The sequence below is a fragment of the Paraburkholderia tuberum STM678 genome (genome assembly GCF_902833905.1).
In the GTDB taxonomy this organism is placed as follows: Bacteria; Pseudomonadota; Gammaproteobacteria; order Burkholderiales; family Burkholderiaceae; genus Paraburkholderia; species Paraburkholderia tuberum.
Genome location: NZ_CADFGP010000011.1, coordinates 1 through 15,762, shown reverse-complemented (window position 1 = coordinate 15,762; position 15,762 = coordinate 1). Strand labels below are relative to the sequence as shown.

General features: G+C 64.9%; 12 protein-coding genes. 9 read left to right on the top strand and 3 right to left on the bottom strand.

The window, feature by feature from the left end; genetic code table 11:
* The first annotated feature begins 383 nt into the window (after positions 1-383).
* The 6 genes from ptsP (at position 384) to HWY30_RS11715 (ending at position 10,670) form a co-directional block, all read left to right on the top strand.
* Positions 384-2,909: a phosphoenolpyruvate--protein phosphotransferase gene (gene ptsP / locus HWY30_RS11740; RefSeq protein WP_090808929.1), complete on the top strand. Its 2,526-nt coding sequence runs from the start codon at positions 384-386 to the stop codon at positions 2,907-2,909.
* A gap of 22 nt (positions 2,910-2,931) precedes the next feature.
* Entirely contained in the window at positions 2,932-4,716 is a 1,785-nt protein-coding gene (ptsG, locus tag HWY30_RS11735; protein WP_090808927.1) for a PTS glucose transporter subunit IIBC, read from the top strand.
* Between the two features lie 97 nt (positions 4,717-4,813).
* Positions 4,814-6,403, top strand: coding sequence for an aspartate:alanine exchanger family transporter (locus HWY30_RS11730; protein ID WP_090808925.1), 1,590 nt, complete (start codon positions 4,814-4,816; stop codon positions 6,401-6,403).
* 183 nt (positions 6,404-6,586) lie between these two features.
* Positions 6,587-7,894 carry a c-type cytochrome gene (locus tag HWY30_RS11725; RefSeq protein ID WP_090808923.1) on the top strand — a complete coding sequence of 436 codons (1,308 nt, stop codon included), beginning with the start codon at positions 6,587-6,589 and terminating at the stop codon, positions 7,892-7,894.
* A complete protein-coding gene (locus HWY30_RS11720; protein ID WP_090808921.1) occupies positions 7,891-8,373 on the top strand; it encodes a (2Fe-2S)-binding protein in 483 nt (160 codons plus the stop codon). The genes HWY30_RS11725 and HWY30_RS11720 overlap by 4 nt, the downstream gene beginning before the upstream one ends.
* Positions 8,370-10,670, top strand: coding sequence for a xanthine dehydrogenase family protein molybdopterin-binding subunit (locus tag HWY30_RS11715; protein WP_090808919.1), 2,301 nt, complete (start codon positions 8,370-8,372; stop codon positions 10,668-10,670). The genes HWY30_RS11720 and HWY30_RS11715 overlap by 4 nt, the downstream gene beginning before the upstream one ends.
* 124 nt (positions 10,671-10,794) lie before the next feature.
* Here HWY30_RS11715 and HWY30_RS11710 read toward each other — a convergent pair whose 3' ends face one another.
* The 3 genes from HWY30_RS11710 to HWY30_RS11700 all read right to left on the bottom strand — a co-directional run bounded on the left by HWY30_RS11710 (position 10,795) and on the right by HWY30_RS11700 (position 13,322).
* Positions 10,795-11,268: a hypothetical protein gene (locus HWY30_RS11710; protein WP_090808917.1), complete on the bottom strand. Its 474-nt coding sequence runs from the start codon at positions 11,266-11,268 to the stop codon at positions 10,795-10,797.
* Between the two features lie 149 nt (positions 11,269-11,417).
* Positions 11,418-12,599 (bottom strand): Na+/H+ antiporter NhaC family protein, encoded by a 1,182-nt coding sequence (locus HWY30_RS11705; RefSeq protein WP_244144880.1) that lies wholly within the window; start codon positions 12,597-12,599, stop codon positions 11,418-11,420.
* Positions 12,600-12,809: 210 nt separating this feature from the next.
* On the bottom strand, positions 12,810-13,322 hold the full coding sequence (locus HWY30_RS11700; protein ID WP_090808915.1) for a hypothetical protein: 513 nt from the start codon (positions 13,320-13,322) through the stop codon (positions 12,810-12,812).
* Positions 13,323-13,754: 432 nt separating this feature from the next.
* On the opposite strand from HWY30_RS11700, the gene tnpA reads away from it, so the two are divergent.
* From tnpA to tnpC, 3 genes are all read left to right on the top strand, one after another.
* Positions 13,755-14,183 carry an IS66-like element accessory protein TnpA gene (gene tnpA / locus HWY30_RS11695; protein ID WP_244144879.1) on the top strand — a complete coding sequence of 143 codons (429 nt, stop codon included), beginning with the start codon at positions 13,755-13,757 and terminating at the stop codon, positions 14,181-14,183.
* A 32-nt stretch (positions 14,184-14,215) separates the two neighbouring features.
* Positions 14,216-14,524 carry an IS66 family insertion sequence element accessory protein TnpB gene (gene tnpB, locus HWY30_RS11690; protein ID WP_343048332.1) on the top strand — a complete coding sequence of 103 codons (309 nt, stop codon included), beginning with the start codon at positions 14,216-14,218 and terminating at the stop codon, positions 14,522-14,524.
* 30 nt (positions 14,525-14,554) lie between these two features.
* On the top strand, positions 14,555-15,762 hold a 1,208-nt coding region (tnpC, locus tag HWY30_RS11685), incomplete at its 3' end, for an IS66 family transposase (protein WP_176078885.1).

Here is a 15,762-nt window from a genome sequence, read left to right as displayed (position 1 = left end):
CAGAGCGCTTTTCAGGTCCTTTTTCCGGGGCCACGGTGCAAACGGTCGTCCACAGGCGCGAGGCGATCCGACAAAGCAAAACAGTGCCGTCGCAGCGCGCCTGACGTTTCTCCGTTCACCCCGGGTCGATGCTGTGTGGGCGGCACCATCTTGAGAGCCGAGATGTCACGCGCAACGAAACCCGTTTTGCGCATACCGGTGACAAGCGCGACCTTATTTGGCTTTCCTGAGTTTCTGTCACCGACGCTTTTGTAACGTGCGCCGCTCACAAGTGGGTGAGCGGCGTGAGCGGCAATGGTGCCGACCGCACGTGTGAATGTCGCGCCCATGCGGCTCGAGTCGAGCCACCCGAGGCGAGCGTCAATGTACAAGGAGTCTTGGCGATGAAAGCTCCTCAGCGTCCTCTGCGCATCGGGTTGATGGCACCACTGTCGGGCGTACTGGTTCCTCTCGAGAGCGTGCCCGATCCGGTCTTCGCCCAGAAGATGGTCGGCGATGGCGTGTCGATCGATCCGACCTCGGATGAACTGCTGTCGCCGCTTGCCGGCAAGGTCACGCAACTCCATAGCGCTGGCCACGCCACGACGATCACCGGCGACAACGGTCTGCAAGTGCTGCTGCACATCGGGCTCGACACCGTGTTGCTGCGCGGCGAGGGCTTCATGCCGTTGGTCAAGGAAGGCGACGCCGTCGCGACGGGCACGCCGCTGATCCGCTTCGACCCAATCGCGGTCGGCGCAAAAGCAACCAGCCTGCTCACGCAAATGGTGATCGCCAATGGCGATCTCGTCACGCGCTACGTTCCCGCGAAAGGGCTCGTCGTCGCCGGCACCGACGTCGCGCTGTACGTCGAGCTGGTCGGCAGCATGGAGGGCAAGGAAACGGCCAGCGCCACCGGCGCGATCCTCTCCGACGAGATCACACTGCCGAATCCAGCGGGCCTGCATGCACGGCCCGCCGCGGTCGTCGCGGTCGAGGCGAAGAAATTCAAGTCCGAGATCCGGCTGCTGCGCGGCGATGCCAGCGCAAATGCCAAGTCCGTCGTCGCGATCATGGGGCTCGCAACGAAGTTCGGCGACAAGCTGCGCGTCGAGGCCCGCGGTCCCGACGCGGCGGAGGCGGCCAGTACCGTCGCGCGTCTGCTTGGCGCGGGATCGGGCGAAAAGCCCGGCGATGCGCCCGCACCCGCGGCGGCTGCGCCAACCGCACCGACGGAAGCGACTCCCGCCGACACCAACGAATTCATCGGCGTATCCGCTTCGCCAGGGCTTTCGGTCGGCAGGATCGTGCAGTTCCGCCAGCAGGTCATCGAGGTGAACGAAGCGGGCGAGTCGCCGCAACGCGAACGGGCGCAACTCGAAGCGGCCCAGCATCAGGCGCGTCAGCAGATCGAGGCGCTCAAGGCGACGCTCACCGATCCGTCGAAAGCGCAGATTCTCGACGCGCATCTCGAACTGCTGGACGATCCTGGCCTCAACGACGCCGCGATCAGCAGCATCAGCGCGGGAAAGGGCGCGGGGTTCGCGTGGCGCGATGCGTTCCAGCACCAGGCAAGCACGCTCGAAAAGCTCGACAATCCGCTGCTGCGCGAACGCGCCGGCGATATCCGCGACGTCGGCCGCCGTGTGCTCGCGCTGCTCGCCGGCGTGAAGCAGGCGCAGATCGACGTGCCGGGCGAATCGATCCTGATTGCCGAGGAGCTCTCGCCGTCCGACACCACGTCGCTCGATCGCAGCAAGGTGCTCGGCTTTTGCACGACGAGCGGCGGCGCGACGAGCCACGTCGCGATCCTCGCGCGCTCGCTCGGCATTCCGGCGATCTGCGGTATCGACGCGCGCGCGCTGCAACTCGCCGACGGCACGCCCGTCGTGCTCGACGGTTCGCGCGGCAGCTTGCGGCGCAACCCGAGCGCCGAGGAACTCGAGAAGGCGCGCGAACGCATCAGGCGCCAGGCCGTCAAGCGCGAAGACGAAAAGCTCGCGGCAACCAAACTCGCAATGACGGCCGACGGCCACCGCGTCGAAGTCGTCGCGAACATCCGCAACGCGCAGGAAGCACGCGATGCGGTCGCGGCCGGCGCCGAAGGCGTGGGCCTGTTGCGCTCCGAGTTCCTGTTCGACGCGCGAGACACCGCGCCAACCGAAGACGAACAGGCCGCCGAATATTGCGCCGTCGCCGAAGCGCTTGGCCGCGAGCGGCCGCTCGTGGTCCGCACGCTCGACGTCGGCGGCGACAAACCGCTGTCGTATCTGCCGCTGCCGAAGGAAGACAACCCGTTTCTCGGCCTGCGCGGTGTGCGCGTGAGCCTGGAGCGTCCCGACATCTTCCGCACGCAACTGCGCGCGATCCTGCGCGCGGCGCCGCTTGGGCATCTGCACGTGATGTTCCCGATGATCGCCGCGATCGAGGAGGTGCGGGCAGCGCGCAAGATCCTGCTCGAAGAAGCCGGCGATCGCGCGGCGAGCGTGAAAGTCGGTGTCATGATCGAAGTCCCCGCGGCCGCGCTGATCGCCGAGCCGCTCGCACGCGAAGTCGACTTCTTCTCGATCGGCACGAACGATCTCACGCAATACACGCTCGCAATGGACCGCGGCCATCCGCAACTCGCGAAGCAGGCCGACGCGCTGCACCCGGCGGTGTTGCGTCTGATCGGCATGACGGTCGACGGTGCGCACAAGCATGGCAAATGGGTCGGCATTTGCGGCGGCATCGCGTCGGATGCGATGGCGGTGCCGGTGCTCGTCGGCCTTGGCATCGACGAGCTGTCGGTGAGCATTCCGGCGGTCGGTTCGATTAAGGCTCAGCTTGCACGCGTGACGACCGGAGAAGCCAGGAAGCTCGCCGCCGAGGTGCTGTGTCTGGGCACCGCCGCGGAAGTCCGCGCGCATCTGTCGCGCTTTGCCGAGTGAGCGGATCAACAGGAGATCAGCCATGTTCTCGCATGCCTTCGGAGTCTTGCAGAAGATCGGCAAATCGCTGATGCTGCCCGTCGCCGTGCTCCCGGTGGCCGGCCTGCTGCTCGGTCTCGGCGCCACCGACTTTCACGGTTACGTGCCGGCCGTCGTGCTCGCGCTGATGAAGAATGCGGGCGACGTGATCTTCGGCAACCTGCCGCTGATCTTCGCGATCGGCGTCGCGCTCGGCTTCACCGAGAACGATGGCGTCTCGGGCATCGCCGCAACGATCGGATATCTGGTGATGACGGCCACGTTGGGTGTGATCGGCAAGCTCCAGGGCGTCGAAACCGACACGATCATGGGCATACCGTCGATCCAGACCGGCGTGTTCGGCGGCATCCTCGCCGGCGGTCTTGCGGCATGGATGTTCAACCGCTACTACCGGATCACGTTGCCGCCCTATCTCGGCTTCTTCGCCGGCAAGCGCTTCGTGCCGATCGTGACCGCGATCGGCTCGATCGTGCTCGGCGCGATCCTGTCTTTCGTGTGGCCGCCGATCGGCAGCGCAATCAAGGCTTTTTCGCATTGGGCGGCGGTTTCCGACCCGCGCACCGCCGCGACTGTCTACGGTTTCGTCGAACGTCTGCTGATTCCGTTCGGCCTGCACCACATCTGGAACGTGCCGTTCTTCTTCGAAATGGGCAGCTACCTCGACCCGACGACCGGCAGGACGGTTCACGGCGACATCACCCGTTTTTTCGCGGGTGACCGGACCGCGGGCATCCTGGCGGGCGCGTTCCTGTTCAAGATGTTCGGCCTGCCGGCCGCGGCGATCGCGATCTGGCATTGCGCGAAGCCGGAGAAGAAGCTGGCCGTCGGCGGCATGATGGTCTCGGCCGCGCTGACTTCTTTCCTCACCGGCATCACCGAGCCGATCGAATTCGCGTTCCTGTTCGTCGCGCCGGTGCTTTACCTGATTCACGCATGCCTCGCGGCGTCGGCGCAGTTCGTGGCGAACACACTGGGCATGCGCATGGGCTTCACGTTTTCGCAAGGCGGCATCGATTTTCTGATGTTCAACCTGATCGGTGGGAAGGCCACGCACGCGTGGTACGTTTTCATCCTTGGTCCAATTTACGCGGTGATCTATTACGGCGTGTTCCGCTTCGTCATTACGCGCTTCAACCTCAAGACACCCGGTCGCGAGGACGACGCGGCGGAAACAGCGGCGGTTGCCGCGAGCAGCGCGGGAGGACGTTCGCGCGAACTCGTGCTCGCCTTTGGCGGCCGCTCCAATATCACGAGTCTCGACGCTTGCATCACGCGGCTGCGCATCTCCGTGAAGGACCCGGCGGGCGTCGACGAACCCAAGCTCAAGGCGCTCGGCGCCGCGGGGGTTGTGCGCATGGGCAACGGCGTGCAGGCGATCTTCGGGCCGTTGTCGGAGAACATGAAAACCGACATGCAGGACTATCTGAAGACAGCGGGCGCCGAAGCGGATTTGCCGGCGGCGGGGGTGCCCGGTGTGGAAGGCGCAGGGGCGGCGGCTCCAGCGGCTGTGGCCGCCTCCGTGCAAAACTCGCCGCAGGAAACGGAGCGCGCGGAAAAGATTCGTGCGGCGCTGGGCGGCGCGGCCAACATCAGGAAGCTCGACGCGCTGGCGGCCACGCGGTTGCGTGTCGAGCTATCGGACGCGTCGCGCATCGACGCGGCCGCATTGAAAGCAGCCGGCGTGGTCGCGACGCAAGCGTTGAAGAACGGCGCACTCGATCTGATCGTCGGTCTCGGCTCGGGCAACCTCGCAGGCGCAATGCGATAGCAGCAACGAATATCGTCAGCAACTGCCGCGCGTCGAACGCGAGGCCTGCCGGTGGAAGCGCTCAGTCGCATTGCTTTGTCCACCTATAGGGGGCGGCATGGAAGCAGCCAGAACTTTCCTCGAAACTCAGCCGCTGTTCGCGCTTTTTCTGACCATCGCGCTTGGCTACCTGGTCGGCGAAATCACTATCAAGGGCGTGGCTCTAGGCTCGGGGGCCGTGCTGTTCGTTGGACTGGCGCTCGGCGCGTTCGCGCCGAAATCCGCGCCGCCGGCGTTGCTGGGCACGCTCGGTCTGCTGCTGTTTCTGTATGGCATCGGCATTCAGTACGGCGCGCAGTTCTTCCGCGGACTCACGAGCCGGGAAGGCATGAAGGCCAACGCGGCCGCATGTCTGGGCGTGATCGTTTCGGGTCTGGTGGCGTGCGCCTTCATCCATTTCGGCATCACGCTCGCCGATGCGCTCGGCATGTTCGCCGGCAGCGGCACCAGCACGGCGAGCCTGCAGGTTGCCATCGCATCGATGAAAAGCAGCGATGCCGCCGTGGCTTATAGCGTCACCTATCCGTTCGGCGTGGCCGGGCCGATCCTATTCCTCTATGTGCTGAACTCGGTCCTGAAAGCCAAAATACCGAAACCGCCCGCGAAGGTGCTGGAGACCGCGGAAATCGCGCTGCGCAATGCCAGTCTCTTCGGTCTCAAGCTGTCGGAGCTCTCGACTCGCCTGCCTGCCGGCGTAGTGATCGCGGCCGTGCGGCGCGCGCATCACAATCAGCTGCCCAGCGACGACTTCACGCTGCGCGCCGACGACGTCCTCCTTGCCACCGCCACCGAGCGCCGCCCGCTCGACGAAGCAACGGCGCTATGCGGCGAGCTACAGCCCGGGCGTATCTCGAGTCATCGGGAAGACCTGGACTATATGCGCGTGTTCGCGTCGAGTCCGTCGGTCGTCGGCACGGCGCTCGGCAATCTGCGCTTTCCGGATGGCGTGAACTGCGCGGTCGCGCACGTGCGGCGCGGCGACGCCGATCTATTGTCGACGCCAGACCTCGTTTTCGAAGCTGGCGACCGCGTCGGCCTGCTCGTCAGTAGCGCGCATCGCGCGAGGGTCCGCGCGTTTTTCGGCGATTCGATCAAGGGCACGGCCGACCTCAGTTTCATCTGTCTTGGCATCGGCGCGGCAGCGGGGCTGCTGGTCGGCGCGATCCCGCTGCGCGCGCCCGGTCTCGGCGTGTTCAGCCTGGGTCTCGCGGCGTTGCTACTGGTCGCGCTGTGCCTCGGCAAGGCGCGCCGCAGCGGACCGTTCGTGTGGGTGATGCCGCTCTCTGCAAATCTCGTGCTGCGCAATCTCGGGCTGACGATTTTTCTCGCGCAGGTGGGCCTGTCTTGCGGACCGAAGTTCGTCGCGACCGTCGGCACCGCCGGACCGCTGCTGCTGCTTTATGGCGTGATCACGCTGCTGGTGCTGGTCGGCGTCACGGCTGTGTGCTGCCTGTGGGTCTTCAGACTGTCTTTCGATACATCGGTCGGCGTGATCTGCGGGGCGACCGGCAATCCCGCGATTCTCGCCTTCGCCAACCGCATCGCGCCGACGGATCAGCCCGACATCATGTACGCGATGATTTTTCCGTCGATGACCATCGTCAAGGTGCTTTTCGTGCAGATCGCCATCGCGATCGCAGCCGGCTAGGCGAGACCGTTATCGACCTGCCGCTGTTCGACCCTAAAGCTTCCGTCATCGTAGACAGCGGCCAACCGCGGAGCGGCGGACAGCCGCAGACTTCCGCGAATATCAGGAACGCCGCTTGCGCCACCTGGAGCCGCGCGACGTAGTCTGGAACGATGATGCGGACGGCTCGGCGATGGAGGCTAGATGAAAGGACGAGTGGCGAGTGCAGGCGTGGCCGTTGTTCTGGTTGCCCTCATGGCCGCATACGGCGGACCCGCCGCGCATGCTGGGGAGCCCGCGCAGGCTGCCGTCACCGCGCCCATCGCGGCCGGCAGCGATACCGCGGCCGCGGCGCGCGGCGCGAAGCTCGCGGCCGTTGGCAATTGCGTCGCGTGCCACACCGCGACGGGCGGCCGGCCCCTCGCGGGCGGACTGCCACTGCGAACACCCTTCGGCATCATTTACTCGACCAACATCACCCCGGACAACGAGACGGGTATCGGGGGCTGGTCGCTCGACGCGTTCTCGCGCGCGATGCGGCGCGGCGTGTCCAGCGACGGCCATCTGCTCTATCCCGCGTTCCCCTATCCGCACTTCACGCACATCAGCGAGGCCGATATGGGCTCGCTGTATGCGTGGCTGATGAGCCGCGCTCCCGTCAAGGCGCCTGCACCGCACAACGAGCTGATCTTCCCGCTCGGCTTCAGGCCCCTCATCGCCGTGTGGAATCTTTTTTACCTGCATACCGGTACCGAAGCAGCGCCGGCCCCGCCCGAAGCGCCGGACGTCGCACGCGGACGATACCTGGTCGAAAGCCTCGGTCATTGCGGTGCGTGCCACACGCCGCTCGACCGCCTCGGTGCCGAGCGCCGCGACCGCGCGCTGCAAGGCGGCACGATCGAAGGATGGGATGCGCCCGCGCTGACGGACCTCGCTTCACGCCCCACGCCCTGGACGCAGGCACAGCTCGTCAGCTATCTGCGCACGGGCCTCGCGAGCGCCCATGGGGCGGCGGCGGGTCCGATGCGCCCCGTCACGCGCATGCTCGCCGACGCCTCCGCCTCCGACGTAGAGGCGATTGCCGCGTATCTGCTGGCGTTGCCGTCCGGGGGCCGAGGCATGCCGGAGCATCCGGTCGCCTCACCCTCCGCTTCCGCCGCGCCCGTGTCCACCGCGCCCGGCGGCGGCGCGAATCTATTCTCCGCGGCCTGCGCATCGTGCCATGCCGAAGGCGCGCCGATGTCGAGCGGGGGCGCTCGACCGTCGCTGTCCCTTTCCACGGCCGTCAACGCCGACAGCCCGCGCAACATGGTCCGTATCATCCTCGATGGAATCGACTGGCACGAAAGCGATAGCGCGCCCTTCATGCCATCATTCGCCAACACATTCACGGATGCGCAGATAGCGGAGCTCGCCAACTACACGCGCGAACGCTTCACCGCACGCGACGCGTGGCCCTCGCTCGACGCCGGCGCGGTCGCGCATTTTCGCAAGGACGGCCTGCCACGATGATCACGCTCAACGTCAACGGAGTCAGTCATACGGTCGATGTCGACCCGTCAACGCCGCTGCTCTACGTGCTGCGCAACCAGTTGCAGCTCGATGGCGCGAAGTTCGGCTGCGGTCTCGGTCAATGCGGCGCATGCACGGTCAGCGTCGGCGGCGAGCCGGTGTTCTCGTGCCTCATGCCGGTCGTGGCCGTTGGCGACCGGCCAGTGCGAACCGTCGAAGGACTTGGCAGCGCGGAACATCCGGGACCACTTCAGCAAGCCTTCATTGACGAGCAAGCCGCGCAATGCGGCTATTGCATCGCCGGTATGATCATGCGCGCACACACGCTGCTGGAGCGAATCCCGCACCCGGGCGATGAACAGATCCGCCGCTACATGCAGCCGAACCTGTGCCGCTGCGGCACGCACATGCGCATTCTCGCGGCGATCCGGCAAGCCGCGACGGGTTCGCCGCGAACGGACGAGGGAGCGCAGTCGTGAGCGACGGCCGCCCGTCCTCCGTCGCTCACGGCAGCGGCCCCGATGACCCCGCGCGGCGCCGCTTCCTCGTTGGCGGCTCGCTGATGGTGAGCTTCGCGATCGTGCCCGGCATGGCCGCGCTTGCGCAAACCACCACCGAAGCGGGCACCTTCAACGCGAGCGCCCCGAAGCTGCCGGGCAGTCTCAAGAGCACGCCGTTGCTCGATGCGTGGATCAAGGTCGCCCCTGACGGCCACTTGAGCGTATTCACGGGCAAGGCGGAGCTTGGCACGGGCATTCGCACCGCGCTGCTGCAGGTCGCCGCGGAAGAGCTGGATCTCGCGCCTCATGCGATCGAGCTGATCACCGCCGACACCGCCGCAACGCCGAACGAAGGCTACACCGCAGGCAGTCACACGATGGCGGACAGCGGCACCGCGATCCTCAACGCCGCCGCTCAGGTACGCGCGCTGCTGGTCGCGAGCGCGGCGTCGCAGTTGGGCGTCGACGCAGCGGTCCTGACGACGCGCGACGGCGCCGTCATTGCCGCCGACGGAAGACGCGTGAGCTATGGGGAAGCCGTGCAATACGCGGACCTCCATCAGAACGCGCAGCCCGACGCGCCGAAAAAGCCGCCATCGGCCTACGCGCTGATTGGGCATATGCTGCCGCGCGTGGATATACCGGGCAAGGTGACGGGCAGCGCGAGCTACGTCCAGGACCTGCGGCCGCACGGCATGCTGCATGCCCGCGTCGTGCGGCCGCCGTCTTATGGCGCGAGCCTCGTCGCAGTCGATAGCGGGCGCGTCGAAGCGCTGCCCGGCGTCATCAAGGTCGTGCGCAACGGCAACTACCTCGCGGTGGTCGCCGACGACGAATGGCGCGCGATCCTCGCGATGCGTGAGCTTGCGCTTGCCGCGCAATGGCAGGCCGGGCCGCCGCTGCCCGATCCCGCGAACGTTCACGCCTTGCTGATGAGTCTGCCTTCACAGGAAATCGCGGTGGCCGATCAGGGCGCGGCGCCGGGCGCGGCCGCGCCTGTGGCGACGCTGCGGGCGCGCTATTCGAGGCCGTATCTGACGCATGGCTCGATTGGGCCATCGTGCGCTGTCGCGCAGCTCGACAACGATGTGATGACCGTGTGGACGCACACGCAAGGCGTCTATCCGCTGCGTGCGGGCATCGCCGAAATGCTCGCGATGCCACCCGACAAGGTGCGCTGCGTCCATGTGGAAGGTTCGGGCTGCTACGGACACAACGGCGCGGACGATGTCGCGGCCGACGCCGCCCTCGTTGCACGCGAGCTGCCTGGCCGCCCGGTGCGCGTGCAATTGATGCGCGAACAGGAACACATGTGGGAGCCGTTCGGCCCGGCCATGACAGTCGAGGCGAATGCAACGCTCGATTCCGCAGGCACGCTTACCGACTGGCGTTACGAGCTATGGAGCAACACGCATAACAACCGCATCGAGAATGCGGGCCGCCTGTTGCCCGCGCAGCTCCTTGCGCGACCGTTCACCCCCGCGCCGCCGAAGCCGATTCCGATGCCGGAAGGCGGAGGCGACCGCAACAGCATTCCGCTTTACCGCGTGCCCAGCCTGCACGTGCAGCATCATTTCGTGCCGACGATGCCGATACGTGTCTCTGCCATGCGCTCGCTCGGCGCGCACATGAACGTGTTCGCGATCGAGAGCTTCATCGACGAGCTCGCCAGAGCCGCGCACGCCGACCCCGTGGCGTTTCGCCTCAAACATCTCGATGATCCGCGCGCGCATGGCGTCATTAGCGCCGTAGTCGATCAATTCGGCTGGCGAGCCCGCAGCGCGCGAACGGGCGACTCGAGCCCGCGCTCGCACGGTACCGGCTTTGCGTTTGCCCAATACAAGAACCTGATGGCCTACCTTGCCGTCGCGATGGACGTGACGGTCATGCGCGATACCGGCGAGCTCAGCATCGAGCGTGTCGTAGCAGCCGTCGATTGCGGACAGATCGTCAATCCGGACGGCGTGCGCAATCAGATCGAAGGCGGCATTTTGCAAACCACGAGCTGGACGCTCTATGAAGAAACGCATTTCGACCCGCAACGCATCACGAGCTATGACTGGAGCACTTATCCGATCATGCGTTTCTCGTCCGTACCCAAACGCGTGGACGTGCTGTTGATCGACCGGCCGGGCTTGCCATTCCTCGGGGTCGGAGAAGCAGCGCAAGGCCCGGCCGCCGCGGCGCTCGCGAATGCGATCGACGACGCGACCGGTGTGCGGATCCGCGACTTGCCGTTGCTCGGGACGAAGGGGAAGAACGTGCTCAAGGCATGAGGCTTTCGTTCCGCAAAAGTACAGATACTGGCGTGTAAAAGCCAAATAAGCCTATGGCTGGGTCTAGGCCCCTTGCCAAACGAACGCGACGCGCGCGACCTTCGGCGCGGCGTCGGGACCGCGCTCAGTGGGTGGACGGAAACGCGAACGTCGCACGCGCGCTGCCATTGCCGCGGACGTTCACGGTCTCCCTTCTGGTCACGCTGCCGTAAGTGGCGTTGACCGTATAGCGCCCTTGAGGCAGCCGCACGAGCATGTACGGCCCCTTCGACGTGGCCTCGAACACGGCCGCGCCGCCAGCCTTGGCAATCTTCACCTGGACGTCGGCCACATAGCTCGCCCCCGGACCGGTGAACTGCAGAGACAACGGCCACTGCCTTCGTGCCTGCCGCAGCGCAGTCGACTCGTCGCGACCGACTCCGCCGGTCACGAACGATATGTCGCCCTGCTGCTGCGTCTCGGGCATGCCGGTCCTATGCATATCGCTGGCGCTCTGCGGAGCAGCCGTCTGCGACACCGCGACGCCTGCCTGAGCCAGTGTGAACGCCGCGGCGAGCATCATGGACGCGATCCGGGGAGCGTTTCGTTGCATTTTCATCTTGACTGCTCCTTACAGTATTGCCGACGGTTCGTCGGACGGAAGAACGCTTGCAATAGGTTGGAAACACATCGCGCGCCGGGTATCGGCCACGAGCGAGGGTGCCTCACGACTCGAGTAAGAATACCCGTCAATTCTGTTTGGCGTCTTCATGGACCGGAGTTGGGGGGCCGCCTGCCGTTGAGGTCCCGGCTTGGGCTGGAGGGACGCGTGGCATGCGGATACCCGCGTAGGCGATCGCCACCGTCAGCAGCGGACTCCCCTCCGAATGCCAGTGCCGTGATGATCAGCCAGATAGTATTCAACATGCTGTCCATACCGCCGCGAGTGAGGAGCGTATCAAGCACTGGATTTCCAGTCGTGGACCTGTAGCCGCTCCCAAGCGCAAGCCATACACCTTTGAGCATCGCAATCGGGATCGGCACGCCCTCTCGCGCGGCGGCAAATGCGAGGACTCGCGCTGGCTCGACGAAAACGGCAACCACGCCACCCGCCAATGCGCCAAGAAAGATGGTGGTAAATGGCGGAAGCCGGAACAGCGTCAGCACGACGACAAGAATGAGCGGCAGGAACAGCACGGGCGATATGTAGAATGCGCTCTGCATTGCAGCAACCTCCGCGCTCGCATCGAAGGCGCCCGGGCGGCCAAGCAGATAAAACACGGCCAGCGTGATGACAATCGCGACGAGCGATGTCAGCAGCGTCTCGCGCACGTGTTGATACAGATCGGCACCCGCGGCAGCGGCCGCAAGATTCGCGGTGTCCGAGAGCGGCGAAGACTTGTCGCCGAAATACGCGCCGGAAATCACTGCACCGGCCGTTATGGCGGGGCTCAGGCCCATGCTGTGCGCAATGCCCATCAGGCCGATTCCGATCGTACCCGCGACAGTCCACGAGGTTCCAATGGCGAACGAGATCACCGCGCAGATTCCAGCCGCCGTGACGTAAAAGTAGTCCGGGCTCAGCAATTTCAGCCCGTAATAGACCATGGCGACGATCGTGCCGCTGAGCGCCCACGTGCCGATCAGCGCGCCGACTGCGAACAGGATGAGAATCGCGCCAATACCGGAACTGACACTGGCATTCGCGGCCTCGCGCAGCGAAGCGAGCGAATGACCGCGACGCCAACCGACAAATACGGCCAGCATGGTCGCCACGACGAGTGCCACCTGGTTCGGCCCGTTCGCACCACCATCGCCGAACAGGTAGAAGGACAGACTGACGAGAAAGACGAGGCCAGCGATCGGTATCAGTGCTTCGAGCATCGTGACCGGCTGGGGCGACTCGCTCCGCTTCATCGCCACGCTCCGTTCGTTTGCCAGGTAGTCCAAACGTTGCCATCCAGACCGCCCGGTAGCCGGTGAATCATCGAAACATGCGCGAACGGCTGCTTTGATTCGATGTCACGGCGCAGGCGTGCGGCCCCCGGTCCTGCGACTCGGCAATGGCAGCTCCGGCGGGCTCGCCGTTGCTTAAATCATAGGAAAGAATCGTTGCTGCGTGAAGAATTGCAGGATTCGTGCCGAACATCCCGCCTGCGGTTACAGGCTGCCGTACCTACTCTCGCTCAGCGCGAGACCTGCAGTCAACGGCAGCTCACCAGGCGTAGCGAAAACCGACGTCGCCCCAGACGCTCCGGGACCGCTGATCTCGGGCGAGCTCGTCCCCGCGATGGCGCCGACAATCGTCTTCCCGCTGATCGTCACAGTGCCGTTGGACTTGATCTGCAAATCCGCAGTCCCGCTCGAACTGGAAACGGCACCGCCATTTGTCACGCTCAGTTGCGCAGGTCCGCTGTTCCCAATAATAAAAAAGCCCGCGTTCGTATACACCGATCCTTCATCGGCAACGGTGAGTACACCGCTGCTGCCCGGGTTGTAACCGACGTAGCTCTGAGAGGCGCTGAAGACCGTGCCGCCGGCGCTGACGTTCAGCGTTCCCGATCCGTTAAAACCGATGTAATACTGCGACTGCGGGTTTGTCGTCGTAATGTTCCCGCTATTCACGGTTTTGAGGCCACTACTGTTGGCTGCAAAACCAGCAAAAAAGGCCACTCAATGTAACGTTCGCACCTGTCGGCACGATGAATGTTCCGCCTGGAACGCCGAACCGATCACGCGATACTGTACAAACGTAGTTCCCTGCATTTACGTGCACGGCCGGAGCGAATTCTTTTGCCGCAGAGTCGTGACCGGCCGCAGACATAAACGGTATTTGCGGACTCCCTTCCGACTGCAAGTCCAAGGCTTGCCGCCGCTACACCACCCAACCGAGGTTTCAACTTTTCATAACCGATCGTGGTTATTCATGCCTTGCAAGGATTATGGTTTTTCGTTAATTAACTGTGCGCTGATTGTGTGGGTCTACCCCGCGTAGACAGAACAACGACGGAAGAATCCGACACTAATTCGAGAAAAAACGACCGTTTTTTCACCGTAAGCACCTCACGACGACCGTCGTAGACGACGGCGAGAAGCGACATCAAAGTGGTGCCCATCATTTTCGATTTGATGGACATCACTGTGACAGAGTCGGAAGCCAAGCCGGGTAGCCGCAAGGGACGCCCGAATTATGATCCCGAGTTTCGACGCCGGCTTGCGGCCGCGGCATGCGAGCCTGGTGCGTCGGTCGCGAAGCTGGCGCGGGACAATGGCATCAATGCAAATATGCTGTTCACCTGGCGGCGTCGCTATCGCGAGCAATTGCAGGCGGAAACGACGTCGCTGATTCCCGTGGCGGTGGTCCATGAAACGCCGCCGCAGCGCGTGACGATGCCCTCGGATGCAGGGGCCGTCGGCAACCGGACTACACGAGCCGGGACAATCGAGATCCGGTTCGGTGACCTGGTAGTCAAGGTGGACGGCATCGTCGACGCCGACACGCTACGCGTCGTGCTGGGGAGCGTGCGATCGTGATCTCTCTACCCACGGGTACACGCGTCTGGCTGGTGGCAGGCGTCACCGACATGCGCTGCGGATTCCAGGGGCTGGCGGCGAAGGTGCAGACGGCGCTCGAGGACAATCCGCTGGGTGGCAACGTGTTCATCTTCCGGGGCCGGCGCGGCGATCTCGTGAAGGTCATGTGGGCGACCGAGGACGGGCTCTGGCTTCTTGCGAAGCGGCTTGAGCGGGGCCGCTTCGTCTGGCCGCAGGCCGATGGCGGCAAGGTCCATCTGACGGCGGCGCAATTGTCGATGTTGCTCGAAGGCATCGATTGGCGGCAGCCGCGTCGCACCGCTGCACTGTCGATGTTGTAAACCGAGCAGAAGACTCGTAAACTGCGCCGCATGTCGAACGGCGCCGAACTTCCTGACGATGTTGCAACCCTGCGGGCCTTGCTGGTCGAGGCTCGTGCCCAGCTTGCCGAGCGCGATCTGGAGATCGAGCAGCTCAAGGCGCAGCTCGACAAGCTTAGGCGTATGCAATTCGGGCGCAAGTCCGAGCAGTTGGACCGGGAGGTTGCACGGCTCGAAACCGCGCTCGAGGACTTGACGGGCGAGCGCGGCGTCTCTGATGTGCGGCGCGCCCGCCAATCAAGCGCGAGCACGCCTGTGGGCAACGCATCGCCGAAAGAAGCGCTGCCGCCGCATCTGCCACGCGAAGAACGCGTACTGGAGGCTGACGCGACCTGCCCGAAGTGCGGCAGCGCCATGCAGCCGCTCGGAGAAGACGTGTCCGAGCAGCTCGCCCGCGTCGCGGCAATGTTCAAGGTGATTCGCACGATCCGGCGCAAGACGGTTTGTCCGTGCGGCCACCACTTCTCGCAGCCGCCGATGCCCGGCCTGCCGATTACGCGCAGCATCGCCCATCCGAGCCTGCTGGCCGACATCGTCGTCTCGAAGTACGCTGACCACGCCCCGTTGTACCGGCAGTCGCAGATTGCCGCGCGCGACGGCGTGAAGCTCGACCCGGCCAGCATGGGCCGCTGGGTCGGCCAGTGCGAGGCCCTTTGCGATGCACTGACCGAGGCACTGCGCCGCTACACGGTGGCACCGTCGAAGCTGCACGCGGATGACACGCCGATCCCGGTGCTCGAGCCGGGCAAGAAGAAGACAAGGACCGGGCGCCTGTGGGTGTATGTGCGCGATGACACCCGTTCGGGCTCGACCGAACCGGCCGCGGTGTGGTTTGCTTACTCGCCGGACCGCAAAGGCATCCATCCCCAGACCCATCTGGCCGGATTCGAGGGCATCCTTCAGGCCGACGCCTACAGCGGCTTCAACGAACTGTACGAGAGCGGCAAGATTCGCGAGGCTGCATGCTGGGACCACGCGAGACGGTACCTCTACGACGTGCATGCCCGAACGCCTACCGAGGCGACCCGAGAGGTGCTCGAACTGATCGGTGCACTTTACGGCATCGAGGCGGACATCCGCGGCAAACCCGCCGCTGAACGGCTGCGCGTGCGGCAGGAGAAAAGCGTGCCGCTGCTCGCGACCATCAAGACGTGGATGACGGACAAGCTCGCCACGCTGTCGAAGAAATCCGAACTGGC

Bases quoted from the DNA above. Each gene is read 5' to 3' on its own strand.
- ptsP (WP_090808929.1), top strand. From the start codon at position 384: ATGAAAGCTCCTCAGCGTCCTCTGCGCATCGGGTTGATGGCACCACTG.
- ptsG (WP_090808927.1), top strand. From the start codon at position 2,932: ATGTTCTCGCATGCCTTCGGAGTCTTGCAGAAGATCGGCAAATCGCTG.
- HWY30_RS11730 (WP_090808925.1), top strand. From the start codon at position 4,814: ATGGAAGCAGCCAGAACTTTCCTCGAAACTCAGCCGCTGTTCGCGCTT.
- HWY30_RS11725 (WP_090808923.1), top strand. From the start codon at position 6,587: ATGAAAGGACGAGTGGCGAGTGCAGGCGTGGCCGTTGTTCTGGTTGCC.
- HWY30_RS11720 (WP_090808921.1), top strand. From the start codon at position 7,891: ATGATCACGCTCAACGTCAACGGAGTCAGTCATACGGTCGATGTCGAC.
- HWY30_RS11710 (WP_090808917.1), bottom strand. From the start codon at position 11,268: ATGAAAATGCAACGAAACGCTCCCCGGATCGCGTCCATGATGCTCGCC.